Below are 22,772 nucleotides of genomic sequence, written 5' to 3'. Positions count from 1 at the left end.
AGTTGCTGCTTTGTTGGTTACGTTCACTTACCCCAGTTACATAGTTATCTATGCTCCTGGGGATGCGCTCGCTTGCCGTCGCGATGCATCTTGAAATCCATAGGGTATATATTCCCACTCTCCAATTGCTGATTTTTTAAAAGGAAAAGATGGGATGCCCTGAAAGGCGTCCCTATTCCCATTATTCCTGATTTTTAACTATGCCAAAATGACGATAAGCATGATTGGTGGCAATTCGTCCGCGAGAAGTACGCTGAATAAAACCTTGCTGGATCAAGAATGGTTCCAGCACATCCTCAATGGTTTCTCGCTCTTCGCCAATGGCAGCGGCAAGGTTATCCACCCCAACCGGCCCGCCCATAAATTTATCAATGATGGCAATCAGTAATTTACGATCCAGATAATCAAAACCCGCAGAGTCTACACTCAGCATGTCCAGCGCCCTGGTAGCAATATCACCATCAATAGCCCCATCCCCTTTTACCTGAGCAAAATCCCGCACTCGACGTAATAAACGGTTTGTAATACGTGGCGTTCCACGAGAACGCATAGCAACCTGCCGCGCGCCATCGTCAGTAATATCAACCCCCATAAAACGGGCGCTACGGGAGACAATACTTTGCAAATCATCCACGTTATAAAATTCAAGACGTTGCACAATCCCAAAACGATCACGCAGTGGTGAGGTCAAGGAGCCTGCGCGGGTGGTAGCTCCAATTAAGGTAAAAGGAGGCAAGTCAATTTTTATCGAACGAGCTGCCGGCCCTTCACCAATCATAATATCCAGTTGATAGTCTTCCATCGCCGGATAGAGAATCTCTTCCACCACCGGAGATAAACGGTGAATTTCATCAATAAACAACACATCGTGAGGTTCAAGGTTCGTCAACATCGCCGCCAAATCACCGGCCTTTTCTAAAACAGGACCAGACGTTGTGCGGAGATTCACCCCCATCTCATTAGCTACAATATTCGCCAGGGTGGTTTTCCCTAATCCCGGCGGGCCAAAAATCAGCAAATGGTCAAGAGCATCACCTCGCTGTCTGGCTGCCTGAATAAAAATCTCCATCTGCTCACAGACTTGCGGTTGCCCAACATATTCAGACAACAATTTGGGTCTGATGGCCCGGTCAATGGCTTCATCGTCTGGCAAAATTTCCGCAGAAACCAGACGGTCTGCTTCAATCATGGCATCCTCCTACCAACTAAAGAACTGCGCGGAGTGCTTCGCGGATAAGTGTTTCACAATCCGCCCCCGGTTTAACAACCTTACTGACCATTCGGCTCGCTTCCTGTGGTTTGTAGCCCAGAGAGACTAACGCCGCAGCGGCTTCTGCTTCTATATCAGCATCAGAAGTTGTCTGCTTAGCTGTTGCTGGCAGATTAATGTCACTGTTTTGATTGAACAAATCGCCATTAAGCCCTTTAAAACGATCTTTCATTTCAACCACCAGCCGTTCAGCGGTTTTCTTACCCACACCGGGCAGTTTAACCAGAGAAGCAATCGCCTCTTGCTCAATCGCAGAAACAAATTGCTGCGCAGACATGCCGGAAAGAATCGCCAGTGCCAATTTAGGCCCTACGCCATTGACTTTAATTAACTCACGGAACAGCGCCCGCTCTTGCTTATCATTAAAACCATAAAGTAATTGCGCATCTTCACGCACCACAAAGTGGGTAAACAGGACCGTTTCCTGTCCGATATCAGGCAATTCATAAAAACAGGTCATCGGCATATGCACTTCATAACCTACGCCATTCGTTTCTAATAAAACTAACGGCGGTTGTTTCTCCAGCACAATTCCTCTGAGACGCCCTATCACTTGTTTACCCCCTGAAAATAAAACTGATTATTCTGCTAATGCTTATAACATAAAAAAGGCTGGATGCATATCCAGCCGTTATTTTAAACGTCCACGTGCCAGAATTAATCTGGGGTCCCCAACACGCAAAAGATTCTGATTAAAATGACAATGGGTTATCGCAATCGCCAATGCATCTGCCGCATCTGATTGCGGATTAGCAGACAATTTCAGCATAGAACGTACCATGTGTTGAATCTGACTTTTTTCAGCGGCTCCGGTTCCAACAACGGTTTGTTTCACCTGTCGGGCGGCATATTCAAAAACCGGTACAGATTGATTCACCGCTGCAAGAATGGCAACCCCACGTGCCTGTCCTAACTTCAAAGCTGAATCAGGGTTTTTCGCCATAAATACCTGCTCAATAGCGAAAGCGTCCGGTTGGAATTGCGTAATAATTTCAGTAATACCGGCATAAATGCGCTGTAATCGGCTCGGTAGATCATCAACTTTAGTACGGATACAACCACTGCCAAGATAAATCAGATGACGCCCTTGCTGACGGATCACACCATAACCCGTGACACGAGAACCTGGGTCGATACCTAAGACGATCGCCATATCTGCTTATTCGCCTTTACTCCATTAATAAAGGGGATAAAAACGTTAGAGAAAGTGCCCTGAACAACAGCACACTTTCTCTACGCTGTACAACCCGATTTAAAATTACAGCAAAGCCGCAACTTCATCAGAGATTTCACCGTTATGGTAAACCTCTTGCACATCGTCTGAATCTTCCAACATGTCGATCAGACGCAGTAACTTAGGTGCGGTTTCCGCATCCAGTTCCGCTTTAGTCGAAGGAATCATTGAAACTTCTGCTGATTCAGCAACAAAACCTGCTGCATCCAACGCATCTTTCACATCACCAAAAGTTTCTGGTGTTGTGTAAACATCAATAGCGCCATCATCATAAGTTTCTACATCATCCGCACCCACTTCCAATGCCGCTTCCATAACCGCATCTTCATCCAGCCCCGGTGCATAAGAAATCACCCCTTTCTTGGTGAACAGATATGCAACAGAACCATCGGTTCCCAGATTACCACCAGTTTTGGTAAAAGCATGACGAACGTCGGAAACAGTACGGTTACGGTTATCACTCAAACATTCAACCATCACCGCGGTACCACCTGGACCATAACCTTCATAAATGATGGTTTCCATGTTATCCGCTTCATCGTTGCCAACACCACGAGCGATAGCACGGTTCAAAGTATCGCGGGTCATGTTGTTGGACAGCGCTTTATCCACTGCCGCACGCAGGCGCGGGTTAGATGCAGGATCGCCACCGCCCAAACGAGCAGCCGTGACCAACTCACGGATAATTTTGGTGAAAATCTTACCGCGTTTCGCATCCTGTGCAGCTTTACGGTGTTTGGTGTTGGCCCATTTACTATGACCTGCCATAAGGTTCTCCGATAAAATATCTACTCAATTAGATTAGGGATATACCCGTCATCCTTCAAGTTGCTGCTTTGTTGGCTGCTTTCACTCACCCCAGTCACATCGTTATCTATGCTCCTGGGGATTCGTTCACTTGCCGCCGCGCTGCAACTCGAAATTTATTGGGTATAAACTTAAAACCTATTTTCAATAGGTGATTAATCAATAACAAATTCTTCAATTGCCTGCCGATTGCTCCATGACTTAGTGAGCTTTGCTGCTTTATCTGCTGCCAGCCACTGATAAGCCTGATGTTCAGTCAACAGGAATTCACGTTCTTCAGGCAATGCCAGACAGAACCAGTACTCTTTATTACGAGTGACACCCGGAGCATAGCGATGGCGCAAGTGGGTAAAAATCTCAAAATAAATAGAACGTCGGCAATCTATCAATTCGAGATTTTCACCTATGATATCAATACCAACTTCCTCTTGCACTTCACGCAATGCCGTCTCACGCGGCGTTTCATTTCCGTCAAGGCTGCCAGTCACAGACTGCCAGAAGTCAGGATCATCACGCCGCTGTAACATTAGCACCCGTCTGCTGGAAAATGCATAAATAACCACCAGCACAGATTCAGGGCGCTTATAAATCATTATTCACTCTCTTTCTTAGCAACCACTGAGATTGACAACTCTTCAAGTGCCGCGGTATTGGCATAGCTTGGTGCTTCAGTCATCAGACAAGCCGCAGCTGTTGTTTTAGGGAACGCGATAACATCACGGATGTTATCAGTACCTGTCAGCAACATCACCAGACGGTCAAGGCCGAACGCCAAACCTGCGTGTGGTGGCGTACCAAATTTCAGTGCATCCAACAGGAAGCCAAATTTCTCCTGCTGCTCCTGCTCATTAATGCCCAGAATGTTGAACACCGCTTGTTGCATTTCATTACGGTGAATACGCACTGAACCACCGCCAACTTCATAGCCATTGATCACCATATCGTAAGCATTGGCAATCGCTGAAACCGGCTCTTGCACCAATTCTTCTGCCGACATATTACGCGGTGAAGTAAATGGATGATGCATTGCACTCAGACCACCTTCTTCGTTATCTTCGAACATTGGAAAATCGATAACCCACAACGGCTGCCAACTATCCAATTTCGTTAGATTTAGGTCACGACCCAACTTCAGACGCAACGCCCCCAACGCATCAGTGACCACTTTTGTACTGCCAGCACCAAAGAACAAGATGTCACCATCCTGTGCACCAGTACGAGAAAGCAGACCATCAATCACTTCTGCATTAAGGAATTTAGCTATCGGACTTTGTACCCCTTCCAGACCCGCAGCTCGCTCATTAACTTTTATCCACGCCAGCCCTTTAGCGCCATAAATCCCAACGAATTTGCCATATTCATCAATTTGCTTACGGCTCAGTTCAGTGCCACTCGGTACCCGAATCACGGCGACACGGCCTTTACTGTCATTTGCTGGTTCAGCAAAGACGCTGAATTCCACATTCTTAACCAGATCAGCAACATCTACCAATTCTAATGGGTTACGCAGATCAGGTTTATCAGAACCGAAACGGCGCATCGCTTCAGCAAAAGTCATGACCGGGAAATGCCCAAGATCAACGCCTTTAATTTCAAGCCACAGTTCACGGATCATTTTTTCCATGATTTCCCTTACCTGCTCAGCAGTCATAAAGGAAGTTTCCACGTCGATCTGAGTGAATTCTGGCTGACGGTCAGCGCGCAAATCTTCATCTCGGAAGCACTTCACAATCTGATAATAACGATCAAAACCGGACATCATCAGCAATTGCTTAAATAACTGTGGTGACTGAGGCAATGCATAAAATTTGCCTTTATGAACACGGCTTGGTACCAAATAGTCACGCGCACCTTCCGGGGTCGCTTTAGTCAGCATTGGGGTTTCAATATCCAGGAAATCCTGACTGTCCATGAAACGGCGAACAAAACTGGTAATTTTAGCGCGGGTTTTTAAGCGGTTTGCCATTTCAGGACGGCGCAGATCAATATAGCGATATTTCAGACGCTGCTCTTCACTGTTAGTCTGATTGCTATCCAATGGCAAAGGTTCGGAGCGGTTAATGATATTCAGGCTTTCCGCAAAAACCTCGATCTCACCGGTAGCCATATCTTTATTGATTTGACTGTCGGGACGAGCGCGTACAGTACCGGTGATTTGAATACAGAATTCATTGCGCAGTTCAGAAGCCAGAGAAAATGCTGCTTGCTGATCCGGGTCAAAAAATACCTGCACGATACCTTCACGATCACGCATATCAATAAAAATCAGTCCACCCAGATCACGGCGGCGGTTTACCCAACCACAAAGAGTCACCTTCTGGCCTTCATGGGTCAGATTCAACTGCCCACAATAATCAGTACGCATACAATATCCTTTTACTCGGCTGTTGTGCTGTTGCTGCGGAAATTTTGGCATCGTTCTTAAACTTGAAAAATTCAGAACTGTCAAAAGGCCATTATTATAATAGAAATTCTGCTCTGAGATAAGGGCAGGCAATATCCTTGATTATACAATTGCCTTGATGTCTGATAATCAGACAATTTATTTTCAATTACTGTTTTTTTATAGCGACAGTTTTATTTTTGCGGTTTATCATTACCTAATTGGCCAATTTCGGTTAGGCAATGGAGTTAAAAATGGTTAGCTCGCTTTATGTTGTGTTGGGCGCACTATTATTGATTAAGCTGTCTTTTGATGTGGTTAAATTAAGGACACAATATCGTGTTTCATATGGAGATGGCGGTTTCTACGAATTACAAACAGCTATCCGTATCCATGGCAATGCCGTGGAATATATTCCTATTTCCATGTTATTGCTGGTCATCATGGAGATGAATGGTTCAAATGTGTGGATGATACATGTTTGTGGTTTGATCTTGCTCACCGGCAGATTGCTACATTATTATGGCCTGCACCACCGTGAGTTCCGCTGGCGACGTTCAGGCATGGCAGCAACCTATCTTTCAATGGTATTAATGATCATTGCTAATATTTACTACTTGCCTTGGGAACAGATATTTTCCCTTTATACCTGATATTTCTGGCACTATTTGACAGGCAGCAAGTTCTGCTGCCTATTACTCTAACCGTGTAGCTATTCCATATGAGGAAGACTTTCCAGCGTTGATATGCAAGCGAGTGAGCATTATGTTTTTTTACCGCTCATTGGCGAGGGTATATCCCTATGGATTTCAAAATGCATCGCGACGGCAAGGGAACGAATCCCCGGGAGCATAGATAACTATGTGACCGGGGAGAGTGAGTGCAGCCAACAAAGAGGCAACTTGAAAGATAACAGGTATAGACCCCAACTCACCAATGAAGTCAAAGGCTCATAACACCATGACATGATTTTTGCGCAATACTCAAATTCCTCAAATATTTCCATTATTCCCCACTTTTTAAGAAAGAGAAAATTGGTTCAAGGCCAAGCTTTACATCTGTTAGAATGCCACCCTCTATTTTTTCTGATAATCAATGCTGTTATGTCAAATCAAGATCCTCACAATCAAAGGGATAGCCTGTTTGCAGCGCCTATTGCTAATTTAGGTGACTGGAGTTTCGATGAACGGGTTGCTGAAGTTTTCCCTGATATGATCCAACGTTCTGTGCCAGGTTATTCAAATATCGTTTCCATGATTGGTATGCTGGCCAGTCGTTTCGTGACATCAAACAGTCAAATTTACGACCTGGGTTGCTCTCTTGGTGCATCAACCTTGGCAATGCGCCGCAATATTACAGCAGAAAACTGTCAAATCATCGCGATTGATAATTCCCCAGCCATGGTAGAACGCTGTCGTCGCCATCTTGATGCTTTCCGCGCACAAACACCTGTTGAAGTCATTGAAGCTGACATTCTTGATATCGACATCCAGAATGCTTCTATGGTCGTGCTGAATTTCACCTTACAATTCCTCAACCCGCAAGATCGGCAAGGTTTGCTGAACCGGATTTATCGGGGATTACGTCCTGGGGGAGTTCTGGTTTTATCAGAGAAATTCAGCTTTGAAGATCAAAAAATTGGCAAATTACTGTTTAATATGCATCACGATTTTAAGCGTGCTAATGGATACAGCGAACTGGAGATCAGCCAGAAACGCAGTATGCTTGAAAATGTGATGTTGACTGATTCTGTCGAAACACATAAATCCCGCCTCTATCAATCTGGTTTTGAACATGTTGAAGTTTGGTTTCAATGTTTCAACTTTGGCTCATTGCTGGCAATAAAAAGGAGTCAGTAAATGATCGATTTCAGTAATTTTTATCAACTTATTGCGAAGAATGATCTTAAGCACTGGCTTAATTACCTGCCGGCTCAATTGGATGAATGGCAAAAAGCCGCTCTGCATGGCAGTTTTAAATCGTGGGTAAAAACCCTGGAAAACCTGCCAGAAATTTCACCGACCAAATTAGACCTAAAAAATGGTGTGATCGCAGAACGCGATCCCGCTCTATCTGAAGGTGAAGAAATTTGTATTACAAATATATTGCGAGTATTCATGCCGTGGCGCAAAGGGCCATTTTCTCTTTACGGTGTGAATATTGATACCGAATGGCGCTCAGACTGGAAATGGGAGCGGGTGCTGCCCCATATTTCCCCATTAACGGGTCGAACCATTCTTGATGTTGGCTGTGGCAGTGGTTATCACCTGTGGCGTATGGTCGGAGAAGGCGCTGAACTTGCCGTAGGTATTGATCCAACACAGCTTTTTCTCTGTCAGTTTGAAGCCGTCAGAAAGTTACTGGGCAGCGATCAACGTGCTCATCTTTTACCTTTAGGCATTGAACAATTACCCGCTTTGGCCGCTTTCGATACGGTCTTTTCGATGGGTGTCCTCTATCACCGCCGTTCTCCACTCGATCATCTCTGGCAATTGAAAAATCAGCTGGTATCCGATGGTGAATTAGTACTGGAAAGCCTGGTGGTTGAAGGTGATGAAAATACCTGCTTAATCCCTGGCGAACGTTACGCCCAAATGCGCAATGTCTATTTCATTCCATCGGCAAAGATGCTGAAAGCCTGGTTGGAAAAGTGTGGTTTTGTCGATGTAAGAATTGTTGATCAAGCTGTTACCACCACGGAAGAACAACGCCGTACCGCATGGATGAAAACGGAATCATTATCTGATTTTCTTGATCCTGCCAACAGCAGTAAAACTATTGAAGGTTATCCAGCACCTCTGCGTGCGGTATTGATTGCCCGCAAACCCTGATAATCTGAGAACTGACTCAACAGGGTCAGTTCTCAAATTTACTTAATGACAGGATTTATTCAAATAAAGTTAAACTCAGCATCCCCTTCATCACCTCTACTACCCCACCATCAACACAATAATGTGAGAACTCATCTGCTTCATTGTCAGTACTCATCGTCACCCCTGCTTTGCGGTAGGTCATGGTAGAAGGCATAATCCGGCCTGCTGAACTGTGAACTTCCGTTAACCCTATATCGGTAAATTTATGGATATTACTCAGGCGAACACCGGCACCCGCCATAATAATTGGCCCTTGACTGGCTTGATGAAGCTCTTTTAATAATGGTAATCCCAATTCAGCATTTTGTTGCTGACCGGAAGTCAATATTCGCTTAACACCAAGCTGCGTTAGCTGGTCCAACGCTACATAAGGATTAAAGCACATATCAAATGCACGATGAAAAGTGACGGCCATATCGCCAGACAGAGCCATCAATTGCTGCATACGCGGCAAATCAATATGCCCTTCTTCATCCAATATGCCAAAAACAACACCCACAAATCCCATATCACGGATCTGAGCGATATCATTTTTCATCACCTCAAAATCTGAGTGGCCGTAACAAAAGTCTCCCCCTCTTGGCCGTACAATGGGATGTACCGGAATACTTAATTGCTCAATTGCCTGCTTTAATGTACCAAGACTCGGTGTTAATCCTCCTTCTGCCGGACTGGCACACAGCTCTATCCGGTCAGCCCCAGCCTGTTGCGCGATCAAAGCACAACCTACGCTAAAACAACAAATTTCTAACTTTGTCATCAGAAGTTCCTTAAACACCACGTCATTAGCAAGCAATCCGTGAATCTAAACGATTTAATAAGTCAATTCACTAACTATGACATTTAACTATTCCCAATGATTTGTAGGAAATCACAAGGTCAGAATTTTTCTCTGAATCGTAGGGATGAAAAAGTTAATTTTGCTGACTAGGGCTCACTTTTAACCATCTCACGCAATGTAAACGGGTGAAATTTGACAGTGATTTCGCCATCAGTGACAGCTAAGGTCGGATTAGGCAGCCGCTCTCGCTCTCCTTTGGGCTGACTCTGTTTAACAGAGAAGCCTGTCGGTAAAGGTTGCGGTAATAATGCATTTGCTGCTGCTAATAACATTTCGGGAGCCACAGGCAGCACCAGTTCTACATGTTCCCAGCCCTGATGCGGGTAAATTTTCTTACCCGGATAGGGCAATTCAACACAATCAATTTGCCAATTCAGCACCGCTATTGGCTGTGCTAAATCAAACAGGCAAATCGGACGCCCATTAATCATGTTTTCTGACATCAAGCTGCCACATTGCAAAAAACCTTTACGCCAGCGTTCCGCCACAGATATGTCATGACAACGTAAGGAAATATGATCGGCTTGATATTGCTCAACATGCAAATTAAGCCGCTGTTTAAACCGCGCTAATTTTTGCGCAAATATGGCCAGATCAGCCACTAAATCCTGTAATTCAACGATAGAAGAAAAATGAACCATATTATCCCAGTTAAAATGGTACCCTTCCCTTGACCTCTAACCGCCCAAGAGTTCCAAAGACTTACCGCTATTCAAGCCTCGAATAATACTCTCAATTTATAGCAAATTGAAATTTAGCACGCTCTCAATAAGTTCTATGAAGTTGTGCAGATAAGTTCCTGACTCTCTGCTGGCTTCTTGCAGTGCCTGCGGACATTTACCTTGATAATGAATAGACACGATTTATCAGCGGGTATTTATGGCTTCAACCGGGTGTTCTCTGAGGTCAAAGATTTTACCGGGCATCAGTTTAAAACAATGACTTTTCCCACCGCCGGCCAGACGTTGGTTCTAAACTGCCTGCTGACGGCGCTGGACAAACGGTTTCGCCTCCGCATCTTTCTGAAAAAGCCAGTTAAAAAAGGTATCGCCTAACGCCCAGTAAATAAAATAGAGAAATAATAAGAGCAACGTTATTTTCAATATTTTCATACTAACGATTCCTTTTGATCACAGTGTTCTCGTGTTGGCATTTAAGCAAACTGGTGATATGACTTTAGTGACATTACTTTATTCTCCAATATTCTATTTGATCATTATGCAAATCAATGCTTCCATCCGGGTATTCAACCCTCGCAAGCCCTTTACCTGGCGGGATAATCACTTTCGGCATTTTGGTTTCATCTAATTTAGGTTTATAGATAATTTTCCATTCCGCTCCTGGAGTTAACATCAATCTAAATGGCCGCATTGGTTTCTCACCTAGCAAATATAATCTTTTGGGAAATTTGTCAACCATTTCCAAAACAGGGTAAATAACCGGGTGGTAATCTATAATATTCAATGTTGCAGTTTCGTTAAGATATGTCCGGGCCGCATCGTTAATAAATGCAGTTAAACCGGTCCCTTCAGCGCCTTTATCCTGAACAGCATCTTTTACCAAGCGGGTGACATCGGTATAACCGACTGTCACAGAGGCTTGATTGATTTTCCATTTACACCAGCCCCCGCCACTAAAAGGTAATTTCGCCTGAAAATAACCGGTTTGTGGGTCTGCCTTTACATCCAGACGCAATCCGTTATAAGTTGGCACTTTAAAAGGTGACATACCTGCATCCAACTGATATTCAAGGCAGTCTTTTGAGATATACAAAGCAGATATATACGGTTTGGTGTATTTCGGCGCGACACCCTCCACGGTAATTGATGGCCCCTTCCCAGCAGATGAAAAGGGAAAAAGCCAGTTAAAAAAGGTATCACCCAACGCCCAGTAAATAAAATAGAGAAATAATAAGAGCAACGTTATTTTCAATATCTTCAATATTTTCATACTGACAGTTCCTTCTTATCGCAATAATGTTGTAAGGCCAGTGTGCCTTGTTCTTCCTGTTGGCTGACGGTCAGTGATGTTATTAACTGTTTATCCATATCCAGAAAATAGAGATTACGATAGTAAATGTTGTCCGGAATAAGCCTCTTATCATTATCCATTTTCGCCTTAAATTGACGCTGACTGTCCTGATAGACCGTAATCTTATCCGGTTCGCATAACTCTCTGAGGCGCTTATCAATATAACCCGCATATTTATACGAGCTATGATTAGAAAAGCCAAATCCCCCTTTTAAATCAACACCTCTGTTTTCAACAAACAGTTTATCTTTTTCTGGTTGACTGAGCTGATTAAACAACGCATTTTGCTGCTCACCCGCCAGAGAAAAATCCTTTTCTGTTTCCGGGTTTAATTCAGGAATTAAATAGAGCTTGGTGGTGTTATTCAATATTTCTTCAGTCACACCCGTTATAAAGGGGACATTCCTGGCGGAAATCAGCCATTCTGGGCAACTGTTGGCTTGAAAAAAATGCACAACCTTACCATGATGCAGATAAATTTCTTTACTGGCTGTCGCTTGTTTAATGGCTTTAACAATCGGTGACGGTGACACCTGTTTCATGATTTCCCATTCATAGCCTGCCAACGCCCAGTAATTAAAAAATCTATTATCCATATCCTGCTCAAAGGGCACCGAAGGTATTGGATCATCTTCATTAACATGACGATAGTGGATAATGGAAGATAATTCCTCTACCGCACTGCGGGTTAATGTTCTCGGCATTCCGTAACTGTAGAGGCAAGGGTTATGTTTTTGCAGTTGTGCGCTGTGCAGTAATGCCAGTGCACCACCCAAGCTATGACCACAGACAAACAATCTTCGTCCCTGAGCTAGTGTAATGATATCGCCGAATACTAGTTTACTTTTATCACTGGGAACACTTAACTCCCTAACCAAATTAAACGCTTCCCAAAATCCTTTGTGCACTTTACCTCTATGGATAAACCCACTGCATAGCGCTTTGTCATCATCGCAGCTTAAAGCCAATGGCTGGAAGGTGGCATCAGTCAGGTAATTCTCCAGAGTCGCCGTACCTCGCCAACTGATAATCACATCTTGCTTACTGGCAACATAAAACAGTTTGGTATCACTCTGTTTATGATCCCCAGCCCGTGAATCAATAAACTCCACCTGAGTATAACGTTCACTAAACGGCACATTATAAACCACCGGTGTTGCCGATGCTTTTTCCACCTGATAAGGCAACTTCGAAACATCCACCATTTGCCGGTTAAAAAAATGTTTAACCGAACCTTCAACATCAACATCCCCATCGGCGTAAGCTAACACGCTCATCAAACACTGATTATAGGCATTCACAAGGGAATACTCTTTTTGGTGATGTAACAGCAAAACCCAGGCCCGGAATGGACAGACTTCCAGTACATACCGACGACTTAACGGATGGACCTGATAACCTTTGGGTTCCGGATTAGGAAAATGATAGGGTGGTGGAATATCTTTGGGGTCCCATCCTTCAAGCGACGGCAACCCATCACTGATCTGCCCGATAGTCACATAGTGATATTGGTGGCCTTCGGCTTCCGCTTTTGGCTTCACTACCGACGCCTCTTCTCCTCGTATTTCCCGCAACGGGCGCTGTTCCATCTCATCGGCCAACGATTGGGCATCAATATACAATTTCACTGGATAAGCTGACAGGTCTTCTTCCCTCAGCACCCCGAAACCATCTGTCTTTCCCCGGCGCACATGATCCGGGAGTCCCCTACTTACCATGCTATAAGGCATATTGACTAAAGGTTTCCCTTGTTCATCTACTAACTGAAATTCAACCCAGTGTTTCAGTATCCTACAATCAAAACATTCTCGCGGATCTAATGTACTCATCGGTGTTGTTTCCTTTGCTTACTATTACATATAGGCGCGCAACCCAAACATCATCTGTTGAAAGTCCCACAAGACTTCCCCCGTCCAGCTATCATCAAAAAAGTCTCTGCACTGATGAAATCAACATATATCTGTTATCTTTCAAGTTGCCTCTTTGTTGGCTGCACTCACTTACCCCAGTCACATAGTTATCTATGCTCCCGGGGATTCGCTCCCTTGCCGTCTCGATGCATCTTGAAATCTATTGGGTATAGATATCCCGCCAGAAATGGAAATGACTGATTGCGCCACCAAAGAAATAAGATAATAAAAATCTTATTGCCACAGACAAAAAGCACCGCTTATGCCATGAGCCATCATGCGCTATCCAGCGGTCGTATATTGTTCATTGAGCATCTGCAAATAATCTGCACTGTTCAGGTTGCTAATATCATCTCCATTTTCTAAACGCATTTTTAGCCAATTAATAATCCCTTCCACTAACCGTCCCTCTGGTTCATCCAGTTTTTCAGCTAATTCTCCGTGGTTTTCCCATATATCATTACTGATCACAAATGCCTTCCCTTTCAAAGCGTAATCAGAATGATGCCAGGCGTGCAGCAAATGACTCCCCAAAACAAAAGGCTGCTCACTTCCTCCTTGACCACAGTTTTCAGGGCGGGAATACCTCCGGGGTTCTGGTCCATCGATCATTAACTCACTCACCGGTGTTAGAAATGCTGACCAATCGCTAATGATCATTGCCGGTAATAACTGACTGAGAACTCGGGGGTCCATACTGCGCAAAATCACCTTCCTCTGCCGCAATATCACCTGCTGACGTGAACGCCAGTGATTAAGCTGTTGGGTCCACAAATCCTCACTACGATAAGCCCACCCCCAACTGTTATCGCTCATAGTTTGACTATCAAGCAGATGACCAATTATTGACAAGCAGCCTGGCTTGGGCTGAACCAACCAAGGACTTTGTGCCAACAAGTGATCCATCGGTGTACCGCTATATAGTGGAAAAGCCTGCTCCAGCCAATCGTTAGTGTAAAAAAGAGTGACAGGGTTAGGATTTGCCAGTGAATTCAGCATAAAGAAAACCGGCTGCTTATTAGGCGTAGTCAACCACTGTTGCCAACTTATGGAAATATTCATTCATCCTCCTGGCTATTAATCGTCAAATCAACTTCCCTATGGGCTTGCAAAGCACAAATCGATTTCGCTGGAGACTTCTCACCAAGCAACGGTTCTACTCCCTCTGGCAGTTGCAGGGACAAACCACGCCCGGCACCGGCGGAGCCTTGGCCGACTGACAAATTCGGAGAAGTCAGAATACCGCTGGGAGTTAACCGGATAAAATGACCGCCGACTTTTAACGTAATTTCTGATGCTGCTTCCAGCACTATTTTTCCGTCGCTTTTCAGATGCATTTCCTGACCACTTTCAGCGACTAACGCCTCCCCGGTCTGTAAATGCTGACTGCCGGTGATACGGTGTGACACATCCCCATCAGTACTGTATTTACCGGAGCCAGTGATTTTCCGGTGGTCATCCGCGTGGATTTCACAGTAGCGGTTATTATCGATCCGCTGTTTATGGTCATGTTTAACATGCCAGTAAGCATCGTTCTGGATATGGGCGGTCAAATCTTTCTGCCCGTGCAGGTAAATCTCTTGCTGGTCTTTAGCATCTTCAAACCGCAATTCATTAAAGCCTTTCCCTTTGTGGGTCCGAGTTTTAAACGTGGTGCGAGTTTTTTCCGCGGGTAAATCCAGCGGCGGGCGATTCAGGCCGTTATAAGTGCAGCCGGTCACAATCGGGCGATCAATATCGCCATTCAGATAGGAAACAATCACCTCCTGACCGATACGGGGAATTGCCATAAAACCGTAACCGCTGCCATTCCAGCCCTGAGAAAACCGTACCCAACAGGAGGCGTTTTCATCGGCCTTATCATAACGATCCCAGTGAAAATGGACGCGAATACAGCCATCTTCATTGACATAAATCTCCTCCCCTGCCGGGCCAACCACGGTAGCGACTTCATCACCATCCGCTAGCGGTTTGTAACGATATAGCGGTCGCCAGTCCTTATAGCCAGAAATAAAACTGAATTCGTTATACAAATAAGTTCCTGATGCTCCGCTGGCTTCTTGCAATACTTGCGGACATTTGCCGTGATGATGAATAGCTACGATTTGCCAGCGGGTATTGATGGCTTCAACTGGGTGTTCGCTGATATCAAAGATTTTACCGGGCATCAGTTTAAAACAATTACTTTGCCCGCCGCCGGCCTGACGTTGATTCTGGATTGCCTGCTGACGGCGCTGGACAAACGGTTTCGCCTCCGCATCTTTCTGAAAACGACCGTAGCTTTCAAAGATCGAAAACAGGGTTTTCTGCCCCACAGCATGCGGATCGGTATCGGCCCAATGTGTCAGGAAGTAAGCGGGATTTTGCGGATTTCTATCCTTATAAATAACCCGCTGCGGGGTCATAGAAACCCCCAGATGTACCTGATTAATCACATTCATTTCTGTGGCAGTTTGTATCTGGGGGTTGTAGACCAGTGGTAAATTAGCGGTCATTCCTAAATGGCTGTCGCTGAAAAACAGCTTATTATCTTCAAACCAAAAATTCAGCCCTTCTTCGGCGACTAACCGGGCAAAAAAATCATAATCAGATTCCCGTTTCTGCGTCACATACTCATGTGTGTAATGAAACTCATCCAGCTGGGAATCAACCCGCACGTGGTGTTTTTTCAGCAAACTATTGAGAATAGCTGGCACACTTTGCCGATGATAAATCCGGCTGTCCTGATTCAGGGTCATCCGCCAAAGAGCGGGCCGAACAGTGAAGTAATAAAGAGTACGATGAGCATGAGTCTCACCCAATACAGCCTGTGCAACAATGCCACTAACCTGACGTTGTTCAACCCCATTAAAAACCACCCGGAATTTCACCGACTGTAATAGCAGTGATTCTAAATCAATATCGGCCCGTTGACTGACCAGAGTTAAAGACAGAGTAAAAAGTTCGGACAATTCCTCCTGTAAAGAAAATTCAGCGACTGCAAAAGTTTTCTCCGGCAAATCGGTAATATGACAGAGAAAGTGTAATCCATCATTCATATGGACTCCTTATTTCTGGTATTGGTGTTTAGGTAGATGAGTAATTATGGTATTTGCGACGTAACTTTATTTTTCAGACTCCCCTGATTGCGTTACTTCATATTCATATACATATTCCGAAAATCGACTATTTGAGTACCTTTATCAATCTTTCCGCCAGGATATTCAACCCATTCGCCTTTCCCGTTAGTCACAGTCACCTTCGCCATTTTGGTTTCATCCAGTTTGGGCTTAAAGATGATTTTCCACTCGGCTCCTGGCGTTAATTTCAATCGAAAGGAACGCGTATTTAATACTTCACCCTGTAAGGATACGCTTTTAGGCAATCCTTCAACCATTTCCAAAACAGGGTAAATGATGGGGCTAAAATCAATAGTATTTAATGCAGCAGTTTCACTAATATTCGTTTGGACCGCATCATTGATAAATGCAGTTAAACCGCTCCCTTCTGCACCTTCTGATATAACAGCTTCTTTCACCAAATGGTGGACATCGGTATACCCCACCGATACAGAGGCTTGATTGATTTTCCATTTACACCAGCCCCCGCCACTAAAAGGTAATTTCGCCTGAAAATAACCGGTTTGTGGATCTGCTTTTACATCCAGGCGCAATCCGTTATAAGTTGGCACTTTAAAAGGTGACATACCTGCATCCAACTGATATTCAAGGCAGTCTTTTGAGATATACTGCGCATATACATAGGGTTTGGTATATTTCGGCGCGACACCCTCCACGGTAATTGATGGCCCCTTCCCAGCAGATGAAAAGGGAAAAAGCCAGTTAAAAAAGGTATCGCCTAACGCCCAGTAAATAAAATAGAGAAATAATAAGAGCAACGTTATTTTCAATATCTTCAATATTTTCATAACGGATTCCTTTTGATCACAGTATTCTCGTGTTGGCATTTAAGCAAACTGGTGATATGACTTTAGAAACATGGCTTTATTTTCCAGACTCCTCTGATAGCGTTACTTCATATTCATATACATATTCCGAAAATCGACTATTCGAGTACCGTTACGAATTTTTCCGCCAGGATATTCAACCCATTCACTTCCGTTAGTCACAGTCACCTTCGCCATTTTGGTTTCATCCAGTTTGGGCTTAAAGATAATTTTCCACTCGGCTCCTGGCGTTAATTTCAGCCGAAAGGAATGCGTATTTGAGACTTCACCCTGTAAGGATACGCTTTTCGGAAATCCTTCAACCATCTCTAAAACAGGGTAAATGGTGGGGCTAAAATCAATAGTATTTAATGCCGGGGTTTCACTAATATTCGTCTGAGCAGCATCATTGATAAATGCAGTGAAACCTGTTCCCCCATAGGGCTCCGCATCTTTCACCAAATGGCGGACATCGGCATACCCCACTGCCACAGAGGCTTGATTGATTTTCCATTTACACCAGCCCCCGCCACTAAAAGGTAATTTCGCCTGAAAATAACCGGTTTGTGGATCTGCTTTTACATCCAGGCGCAATCCGTTATAAGTTGGCACTTTAAAAGGTGACATACCTGCATCCAACTGATATTCAAGGCAGTCTTTTGAGATATACTGCGCATATACATAGGGTTTGGTGTATTTCGGCGCGACACCCTCCACGGTAATTGATGGCCCCTTCCCTGCAGATGAAAAGGGAAAAAGCCAGTTAAAAAAGGTATCGCCTAACGCCCAGTAAATAAAATAGAGAAATAATAAGAGCAACGTTATTTTCAATATCTTCAATATTTTCATAACGGATTCCTTTTGATCACAATGTTCTCGTGTTGGCATTTAAGCAAACTGGTGATATAACTTTAGAAACATGACTTTATTTTCCAGACTCCTCTGATTGCGTTACTTCATATTCATATACATATACCGAAAATCGACTATTCGAGTACCTTTATCAATCTTTCCGTCAGGATATTCAACCCATTCACTTCCGTTAGTCACAGTCACCTTCGCCATTTTGGTTTCATCCAGTTTGGGCTTAAAGATAATTTTCCACTCGGCTCCTGGCGTTAATTTCAGCCGAAAGGAATGCGTCTTTGAGACTTCACCCTGTAAGGATACTCTTTTCGGCAATTTTTCAACCATCTCTAAAACAGGGTAAATGGTGGGGCTAAAATCAATAGTATTTAATGCCGGGGTTTCACTAATATTCGTCTGAGCAGCATCATTGATAAATGCGGTGAAACCTGTTCCTCCATAGGGCTCCGCATCTTTCACCAAATGGCGGACATCGGCATACCCCACTGCCACAGAGGCTTGATTGATTTTCCATTTACACCAGCCCCCGCCACTAAAAGGTAATTTCGCCTGAAAATAACCGGTTTGTGGATCTGCTTTTACATCCAGGCGCAATCCGTTATAAGTTGGCACTTTAAAAGGTGACATACCTGCATCCAACTGATATTCAAGGCAGTCTTTTGAGATATACTGCGCATATACATAGGGTTTGGTATATTTCGGCGCAACACCCTCCACGGTAATTAATGGCCCCTTTCCAGCAGATGAAAAGGGAAAAAGCCAGTTAAAAAAGGTATCGCCTAACGCCCAGTAAATAAAATAGAGAAATAATAAGAGCAACGTTATTTTCAATATCTTCAATATTTTCATACTGACAGTTCCTTCTTATCGCAGTAATGTTGTAAGGCCAGTGTGCCTTGTTCTTCCTGTTGGCTGACGGTCAGTGATGTTATTAACTGTTTATCCATATCCAGAAAATAGAGATTACGATAGTAAATGTTGTCCGGAATAAGCCTCTTATCATTATCCATTTTCGCCTTAAATTGACGCTGACTGTCCTGATAGACCGTAATCTTATCCGGTTCGCATAACTCTCTGAGGCGCTTATCAATATAACCCGCATATTTATACGAGCTATGATTAGAAAAGCCAAATCCCCCTTTTAAATCGGCACCTCTGTTTTCAACAAACAGTTTATCTTTTTCTGGTTGACTGAGCTGATTAAACAACGCATTTTGCTGCTCACCCGCCAGAGAAAAATCCTTTTCTGTTTCCGGGTTTAATTCAGGAATTAAATAGAGCTTGGTGGTGTTATTCAATATTTCTTCAGTCACACCCGTTATAAAGGGGACATTCCTGGCGGAAATCAGCCATTCTGGGCAACTGTTGGCTTGAAAAAAATGCACAACCTTACCATGATGCAAATAGATTTCTTTACTGGCTGTCGCTTGTTTAATGGCTTTAACAATCGGTGACGGTGACAATAATTTCACGATTTCCCAGTCATACCCCGCCAACGTCCAGTAGTTGAAAAAACCATTATCCATATCTTGCTCAAAGGGCACAGAAGGAATTACATCATCTTCATTTACATGACGATAGTGGATAATGGCAGACAACTCCTCTACCGCACTGCGGGTTAATGCTCTTGGCATCCCATAACTGTAGAGGCAAGGATTATATTCTTTCAATTGTGCACTGTGCAATAATGCCAACGCGCCTCCCAAACTATGGCCACAAATAAATAATCGCTTGTTTGTAACCAAACTGACGATATCTTGGAATACTGTCTGAGCTTTAGTGTCATCACCAGGGACTATTAACTCTCCAACCAAACTAAACGCTTCCCAAAATCCTTTGTGCACTTTGCCATGATGAATAAACTCACTGCATAATGCTTTGTCATCATCGCAACTTAAAGCCAATGGCTGGAAGGTGGCATCAGTCAGGTAATTTTCCAGAGTTGCCGTGCCTCGCCAACTGATAATCACATCTTGCTTACTGGCAACATAAAACAGTTTGGTATCACCCTGTTTATGATCCCCAGCCCGTGAATCAATAAACTCCACCCGGGTATAACGTTCACTAAACGGCACATTATAAACCACCGGTGTTGCCGATGCTTTTTCCACCTGATAAGGCAACTTCGAAACATCCACCATTTGCCGGTTAAAAAAATGTTTAACCGAACCTTCAACATCAACATCCCCATCGGCGTAAGCTAACACGCTCATCAAACACTGATTATAGGCATTCACAAGGGAATACTCTTTTTGGTGATGTAACAGCAAAACCCAGGCCCGGAATGGACAGACTTCCAGTACATACCGACGACTTAACGGATGGACCTGATAACCTTTGGGTTCCGGATTAGGAAAATGATAGGGTGGCGGAATATCTTTGGGGTCCCATCCTTTAAGCGACGGCAACCCATCACTGATCTGTCCGATAGTCACATAGCGATATTGGTGGCCTTCGGCTTCCGCTTTTGGCTTCACCACCGACGCCTCTTCACCGCGGATTTCTCGCAACGGGCGCTGTTCCATCTCATCGGCCAACGATTGGGCATGAATATACAATTTCACTGGATAAGCTGACAGGTCCTCTTCCCTCAGCACCCCGAAACCATCTGTCTTTCCCCGGCGCACATGATCCGGGAGTCCCCTACTTACCATGCTATAAGGCATATTGACTAAAGGTTTCCCTTGTTCATCCACCAACTGAAACTCAACCCAGTGTTTCAGTATCCTACAATCAAAACATTCTCGCGGATCTAATGTACTCATCAGTGTTGTTTCCTTTGCTGGCTATTACATATATACCCTTCATCCTTCAAGTTGCTGCTTTGTTGGCTGCTTTCTCTCACCCCAGTCACATAGTTATCTATGCTCCTGGGGATTCGTTCACTTGCCGCCGCGCTGCAACTCGAAATTTATTGGGTATAGGTACGAGGTCCAAACATCATGGGTTAAAACTTTCCCCGTCCGGCTATCAATCACCTTCATCTTCAAAAAGCACTTGCGCTGATGAAATCAACAGCAATACCCTGCCAGAAATGGAGGTGATTGATTTCATCACCAAAGAAATAAGGTAATAAAAATCCTATGCCACAGACAAAAAGCCGTGACAATAGTGAGTTGAACGATAGGAATACAGCAATGTATCCCTGTCGATTAATCCCTTTAGACAAAGGGAACGGAGTTTGAAATTTCCGTCATACTGACCATCTGACCATATGATGGAACTTAAGTTATGATTATTAAACTATCACCAAATAGCAAGAAAATTTTTCATTTTTTTAATTCATGGAAAGTAAACTGGTAAGAAAGTATGACAAATTCAATAAGGATTGCGTTATCACCAAACTCACGAAGGATGACATTATAAAAATAATCCCTTTCCCAGATAAGGCAATCCACGATATATAAAGCAACCTTGCATTGACTTATTTTTTACTTAATAGCCATGACACCAGACATTCAACCTATATAAGGCGACATATCAGCATGCCGCTGATATTCAAGACAATCTTTTGAGATATATTCTGCCGATACATACGGTTTTGTGTATTTCGGCGCGACACCCTCCACGGTAATTGATGGCCCCTTCCCAGCAGATGAAAAGGGAAAAAGCCAGTTAAAAAAGGTATCGCCTAACGCCCAGTAAATAAAATAGAGAAATAATAAGAGCAACGTTATTTTCAATATCTTCAATATTTTCATAACGGATTCCTTTTGATCGCAGTGTTCTCGTGTTGGCATTTAAGCAAACCGGTGATATGACTTTAGAAACATGACCTTATTTTCCAGACTCCCCTGATTGCGTTACTTCATATTCATATACATATACCGAAAATCGACTATTTGAGTACCTTTATCAATCTTTCCGCCAGGATATTCAACCCATTCGCCTTTCCCGTTAGTCACAGTCACCTTCGCCATTTTGGTTTCATCCAGTTTGGGCTTAAAGATAATTTTCCATTCCGTTCCTGGCGTTAATCTCAATCTAAAGGAACGCATGTTTAATACTTCACCCTGCAAAAATATTCTATTCGGACGTCCTTCAACTACTTTCAAAATAGGGTAAATAACCGGGCTGAAATCTATGGTATTTAATGCCGCGATTTCGCTAAGATTCGTCTGAACTGCATCGTTAATAAATGCAGTTAAACCTGTTCCCTCAGCCCCGGCTTCCTGAACAGCATCTTTCACCAGATGATGTACATCAGTATACCCTACAGTTACAAACGCTCGGTCAATTTTCCATTTGCACCGTCCCCCGCCATTAAAAGGTAATTTTGCTTGAAAGTAACCGGTTTGCGGATCAGCTCTCACATCCAAACGCAGCCCGTTATAAGTTGGTACCTTATAAAGTGACATATCAGCATGCCGCTGATATTCAAGACAATCTTTTGAGATATATTCTGCCGACACATACGGTTTTGTGTATTTCGGTGCTACTCCTTCTACTGTGATCCATTGATTATCTTTCGGCGGAGAAAGTGGTTCATCAGGGTCAGCGCAGCCTGAAGTTAATATGACTAACAATACCGGTAAGTATTTTTTTATATTTATCATGATCAGTCTTCCTCGATCCCTACAGCGTTATTTGTATAGCGCGTTAAAGCCAACACCCTGTTTATCTTGCTGCAA

General features: G+C 43.8%; 21 protein-coding genes and 1 pseudogene. 3 read left to right on the top strand and 19 right to left on the bottom strand.

The genetic code is table 11. From position 1 onward, the window contains the following. Positions 1–181 precede the first annotated feature (181 nt). The 6 genes from ruvB to aspS all read right to left on the bottom strand — a co-directional run bounded on the left by ruvB (position 182) and on the right by aspS (position 5,676). Positions 182–1,189, bottom strand: coding sequence for a Holliday junction branch migration DNA helicase RuvB (ruvB, locus tag BDD30_RS18740; protein WP_015834604.1), 1,008 nt, complete (start codon positions 1,187–1,189; stop codon positions 182–184). A 16-nt stretch (positions 1,190–1,205) separates the two neighbouring features. Next, positions 1,206–1,823: a Holliday junction branch migration protein RuvA gene (gene ruvA, locus BDD30_RS18735; RefSeq protein WP_015834605.1), complete on the bottom strand. Its 618-nt coding sequence runs from the start codon at positions 1,821–1,823 to the stop codon at positions 1,206–1,208. Between the two features lie 78 nt (positions 1,824–1,901). Beyond that, positions 1,902–2,423: a crossover junction endodeoxyribonuclease RuvC gene (gene ruvC / locus BDD30_RS18730; RefSeq protein WP_015834606.1), complete on the bottom strand. Its 522-nt coding sequence runs from the start codon at positions 2,421–2,423 to the stop codon at positions 1,902–1,904. A gap of 105 nt (positions 2,424–2,528) precedes the next feature. After that, positions 2,529–3,272: a YebC/PmpR family DNA-binding transcriptional regulator gene (locus tag BDD30_RS18725; RefSeq protein ID WP_015834607.1), complete on the bottom strand. Its 744-nt coding sequence runs from the start codon at positions 3,270–3,272 to the stop codon at positions 2,529–2,531. 194 nt (positions 3,273–3,466) lie between these two features. Next, the gene (gene nudB / locus BDD30_RS18720; protein ID WP_015834608.1) at positions 3,467–3,904 is read right to left on the bottom strand and encodes a dihydroneopterin triphosphate diphosphatase; all 438 of its coding nucleotides are present in this window, start codon (positions 3,902–3,904) and stop codon (positions 3,467–3,469) included. After that, positions 3,904–5,676 carry an aspartate--tRNA ligase gene (aspS, locus tag BDD30_RS18715; protein ID WP_015834609.1) on the bottom strand — a complete coding sequence of 591 codons (1,773 nt, stop codon included), beginning with the start codon at positions 5,674–5,676 and terminating at the stop codon, positions 3,904–3,906. Before aspS ends, nudB begins: the two co-directional genes overlap by 1 nt. Positions 5,677–5,948: 272 nt before the next feature. On the opposite strand from aspS, the gene BDD30_RS18710 reads away from it, so the two are divergent. From BDD30_RS18710 to cmoB, 3 genes are all read left to right on the top strand, one after another. Next, positions 5,949–6,347: an MAPEG family protein gene (locus BDD30_RS18710; protein ID WP_015834610.1), complete on the top strand. Its 399-nt coding sequence runs from the start codon at positions 5,949–5,951 to the stop codon at positions 6,345–6,347. 450 nt (positions 6,348–6,797) lie between these two features. Beyond that, the gene (cmoA, locus tag BDD30_RS18705; protein WP_041382843.1) at positions 6,798–7,553 is read left to right on the top strand and encodes a carboxy-S-adenosyl-L-methionine synthase CmoA; all 756 of its coding nucleotides are present in this window, start codon (positions 6,798–6,800) and stop codon (positions 7,551–7,553) included. Beyond that, positions 7,554–8,525 (top strand): tRNA 5-methoxyuridine(34)/uridine 5-oxyacetic acid(34) synthase CmoB, encoded by a 972-nt coding sequence (gene cmoB / locus BDD30_RS18700; protein WP_015834612.1) that lies wholly within the window; start codon positions 7,554–7,556, stop codon positions 8,523–8,525. 55 nt (positions 8,526–8,580) lie between these two features. Here cmoB and cutC read toward each other — a convergent pair whose 3' ends face one another. From cutC to BDD30_RS18630, 13 genes and pseudogenes are all read right to left on the bottom strand, one after another. Continuing rightward, positions 8,581–9,327 carry a copper homeostasis protein CutC gene (gene cutC / locus BDD30_RS18695; RefSeq protein WP_041381925.1) on the bottom strand — a complete coding sequence of 249 codons (747 nt, stop codon included), beginning with the start codon at positions 9,325–9,327 and terminating at the stop codon, positions 8,581–8,583. 167 nt (positions 9,328–9,494) lie between these two features. Then, entirely contained in the window at positions 9,495–10,049 is a 555-nt protein-coding gene (locus BDD30_RS18690; protein ID WP_015834614.1) for a VOC family protein, read from the bottom strand. Between the two features lie 330 nt (positions 10,050–10,379). Further along, entirely contained in the window at positions 10,380–10,520 is a 141-nt protein-coding gene (locus BDD30_RS23945; protein ID WP_015834616.1) for a hypothetical protein, read from the bottom strand. Positions 10,521–10,593: 73 nt separating this feature from the next. Next, positions 10,594–11,358, bottom strand: a complete 765-nt coding sequence (locus BDD30_RS18680) for a hypothetical protein (protein ID WP_015834617.1) — start codon at positions 11,356–11,358, stop codon at positions 10,594–10,596. Continuing rightward, positions 11,355–13,268 carry a lipase family protein gene (locus BDD30_RS18675; RefSeq protein WP_015834618.1) on the bottom strand — a complete coding sequence of 638 codons (1,914 nt, stop codon included), beginning with the start codon at positions 13,266–13,268 and terminating at the stop codon, positions 11,355–11,357. The genes BDD30_RS18680 and BDD30_RS18675 overlap by 4 nt, the downstream gene beginning before the upstream one ends. Positions 13,269–13,631: 363 nt before the next feature. Beyond that, on the bottom strand, positions 13,632–14,411 hold the full coding sequence (locus BDD30_RS18670) for a DUF4123 domain-containing protein (RefSeq protein WP_015834619.1): 780 nt from the start codon (positions 14,409–14,411) through the stop codon (positions 13,632–13,634). Continuing rightward, positions 14,408–16,387 carry a type VI secretion system Vgr family protein gene (locus BDD30_RS18665; RefSeq protein WP_015834620.1) on the bottom strand — a complete coding sequence of 660 codons (1,980 nt, stop codon included), beginning with the start codon at positions 16,385–16,387 and terminating at the stop codon, positions 14,408–14,410. Before BDD30_RS18665 ends, BDD30_RS18670 begins: the two co-directional genes overlap by 4 nt. Positions 16,388–16,479: 92 nt before the next feature. Beyond that, entirely contained in the window at positions 16,480–17,256 is a 777-nt protein-coding gene (locus BDD30_RS18660; protein WP_015834621.1) for a hypothetical protein, read from the bottom strand. Positions 17,257–17,358: 102 nt separating this feature from the next. Then, on the bottom strand, positions 17,359–18,123 hold the full coding sequence (locus tag BDD30_RS18655) for a hypothetical protein (RefSeq protein ID WP_015834622.1): 765 nt from the start codon (positions 18,121–18,123) through the stop codon (positions 17,359–17,361). Between the two features lie 102 nt (positions 18,124–18,225). Beyond that, on the bottom strand, positions 18,226–18,990 hold the full coding sequence (locus BDD30_RS18650; protein ID WP_015834623.1) for a hypothetical protein: 765 nt from the start codon (positions 18,988–18,990) through the stop codon (positions 18,226–18,228). After that, positions 18,987–20,906 carry a lipase family protein gene (locus BDD30_RS18645; RefSeq protein WP_015834624.1) on the bottom strand — a complete coding sequence of 640 codons (1,920 nt, stop codon included), beginning with the start codon at positions 20,904–20,906 and terminating at the stop codon, positions 18,987–18,989. Before BDD30_RS18645 ends, BDD30_RS18650 begins: the two co-directional genes overlap by 4 nt. Positions 20,907–21,608: 702 nt before the next feature. Continuing rightward, positions 21,609–21,842 (bottom strand): annotated as a pseudogene (locus BDD30_RS18635) (hypothetical protein); the annotation flags it as partial. 102 nt (positions 21,843–21,944) lie between these two features. Next, the gene (locus BDD30_RS18630) at positions 21,945–22,697 is read right to left on the bottom strand and encodes a hypothetical protein (protein WP_015834626.1); all 753 of its coding nucleotides are present in this window, start codon (positions 22,695–22,697) and stop codon (positions 21,945–21,947) included. Between the last annotated feature and the right edge of the window lie 75 nt (positions 22,698–22,772).

The organism is Photorhabdus asymbiotica (assembly GCF_003634575.1).
Taxonomy (GTDB): Bacteria; Pseudomonadota; Gammaproteobacteria; order Enterobacterales; family Enterobacteriaceae; genus Photorhabdus; species Photorhabdus asymbiotica.
The sequence above is the reverse complement of the archived record's forward strand: the minus strand, read 5'-3'. Positions and strand labels throughout refer to the sequence as shown.

What these genes read in the sequence shown, in the direction of transcription:
- ruvB (WP_015834604.1), bottom strand. Translation starts at nt 1,189, where the DNA reads ATGATTGAAGCAGACCGTCTGGTTTCTGCGGAAATTTTGCCAGACGAT.
- BDD30_RS18655 (WP_015834622.1), bottom strand. Translation starts at nt 18,123, where the DNA reads ATGAAAATATTGAAGATATTGAAAATAACGTTGCTCTTATTATTTCTC.
- BDD30_RS18650 (WP_015834623.1), bottom strand. Translation starts at nt 18,990, where the DNA reads ATGAAAATATTGAAGATATTGAAAATAACGTTGCTCTTATTATTTCTC.
- BDD30_RS18675 (WP_015834618.1), bottom strand. Translation starts at nt 13,268, where the DNA reads ATGAGTACATTAGATCCGCGAGAATGTTTTGATTGTAGGATACTGAAA.
- cmoA (WP_041382843.1), top strand. Translation starts at nt 6,798, where the DNA reads ATGTCAAATCAAGATCCTCACAATCAAAGGGATAGCCTGTTTGCAGCG.
- cutC (WP_041381925.1), bottom strand. Translation starts at nt 9,327, where the DNA reads ATGACAAAGTTAGAAATTTGTTGTTTTAGCGTAGGTTGTGCTTTGATC.
- BDD30_RS18710 (WP_015834610.1), top strand. Translation starts at nt 5,949, where the DNA reads ATGGTTAGCTCGCTTTATGTTGTGTTGGGCGCACTATTATTGATTAAG.
- BDD30_RS18680 (WP_015834617.1), bottom strand. Translation starts at nt 11,358, where the DNA reads ATGAAAATATTGAAGATATTGAAAATAACGTTGCTCTTATTATTTCTC.
- BDD30_RS23945 (WP_015834616.1), bottom strand. Translation starts at nt 10,520, where the DNA reads ATGAAAATATTGAAAATAACGTTGCTCTTATTATTTCTCTATTTTATT.
- BDD30_RS18725 (WP_015834607.1), bottom strand. Translation starts at nt 3,272, where the DNA reads ATGGCAGGTCATAGTAAATGGGCCAACACCAAACACCGTAAAGCTGCA.
- BDD30_RS18690 (WP_015834614.1), bottom strand. Translation starts at nt 10,049, where the DNA reads ATGGTTCATTTTTCTTCTATCGTTGAATTACAGGATTTAGTGGCTGAT.
- BDD30_RS18630 (WP_015834626.1), bottom strand. Translation starts at nt 22,697, where the DNA reads ATGATAAATATAAAAAAATACTTACCGGTATTGTTAGTCATATTAACT.
- cmoB (WP_015834612.1), top strand. Translation starts at nt 7,554, where the DNA reads ATGATCGATTTCAGTAATTTTTATCAACTTATTGCGAAGAATGATCTT.
- ruvC (WP_015834606.1), bottom strand. Translation starts at nt 2,423, where the DNA reads ATGGCGATCGTCTTAGGTATCGACCCAGGTTCTCGTGTCACGGGTTAT.
- nudB (WP_015834608.1), bottom strand. Translation starts at nt 3,904, where the DNA reads ATGATTTATAAGCGCCCTGAATCTGTGCTGGTGGTTATTTATGCATTT.
- BDD30_RS18670 (WP_015834619.1), bottom strand. Translation starts at nt 14,411, where the DNA reads ATGAATATTTCCATAAGTTGGCAACAGTGGTTGACTACGCCTAATAAG.
- BDD30_RS18665 (WP_015834620.1), bottom strand. Translation starts at nt 16,387, where the DNA reads ATGAATGATGGATTACACTTTCTCTGTCATATTACCGATTTGCCGGAG.
- aspS (WP_015834609.1), bottom strand. Translation starts at nt 5,676, where the DNA reads ATGCGTACTGATTATTGTGGGCAGTTGAATCTGACCCATGAAGGCCAG.
- BDD30_RS18645 (WP_015834624.1), bottom strand. Translation starts at nt 20,906, where the DNA reads ATGAGTACATTAGATCCGCGAGAATGTTTTGATTGTAGGATACTGAAA.
- BDD30_RS18660 (WP_015834621.1), bottom strand. Translation starts at nt 17,256, where the DNA reads ATGAAAATATTGAAGATATTGAAAATAACGTTGCTCTTATTATTTCTC.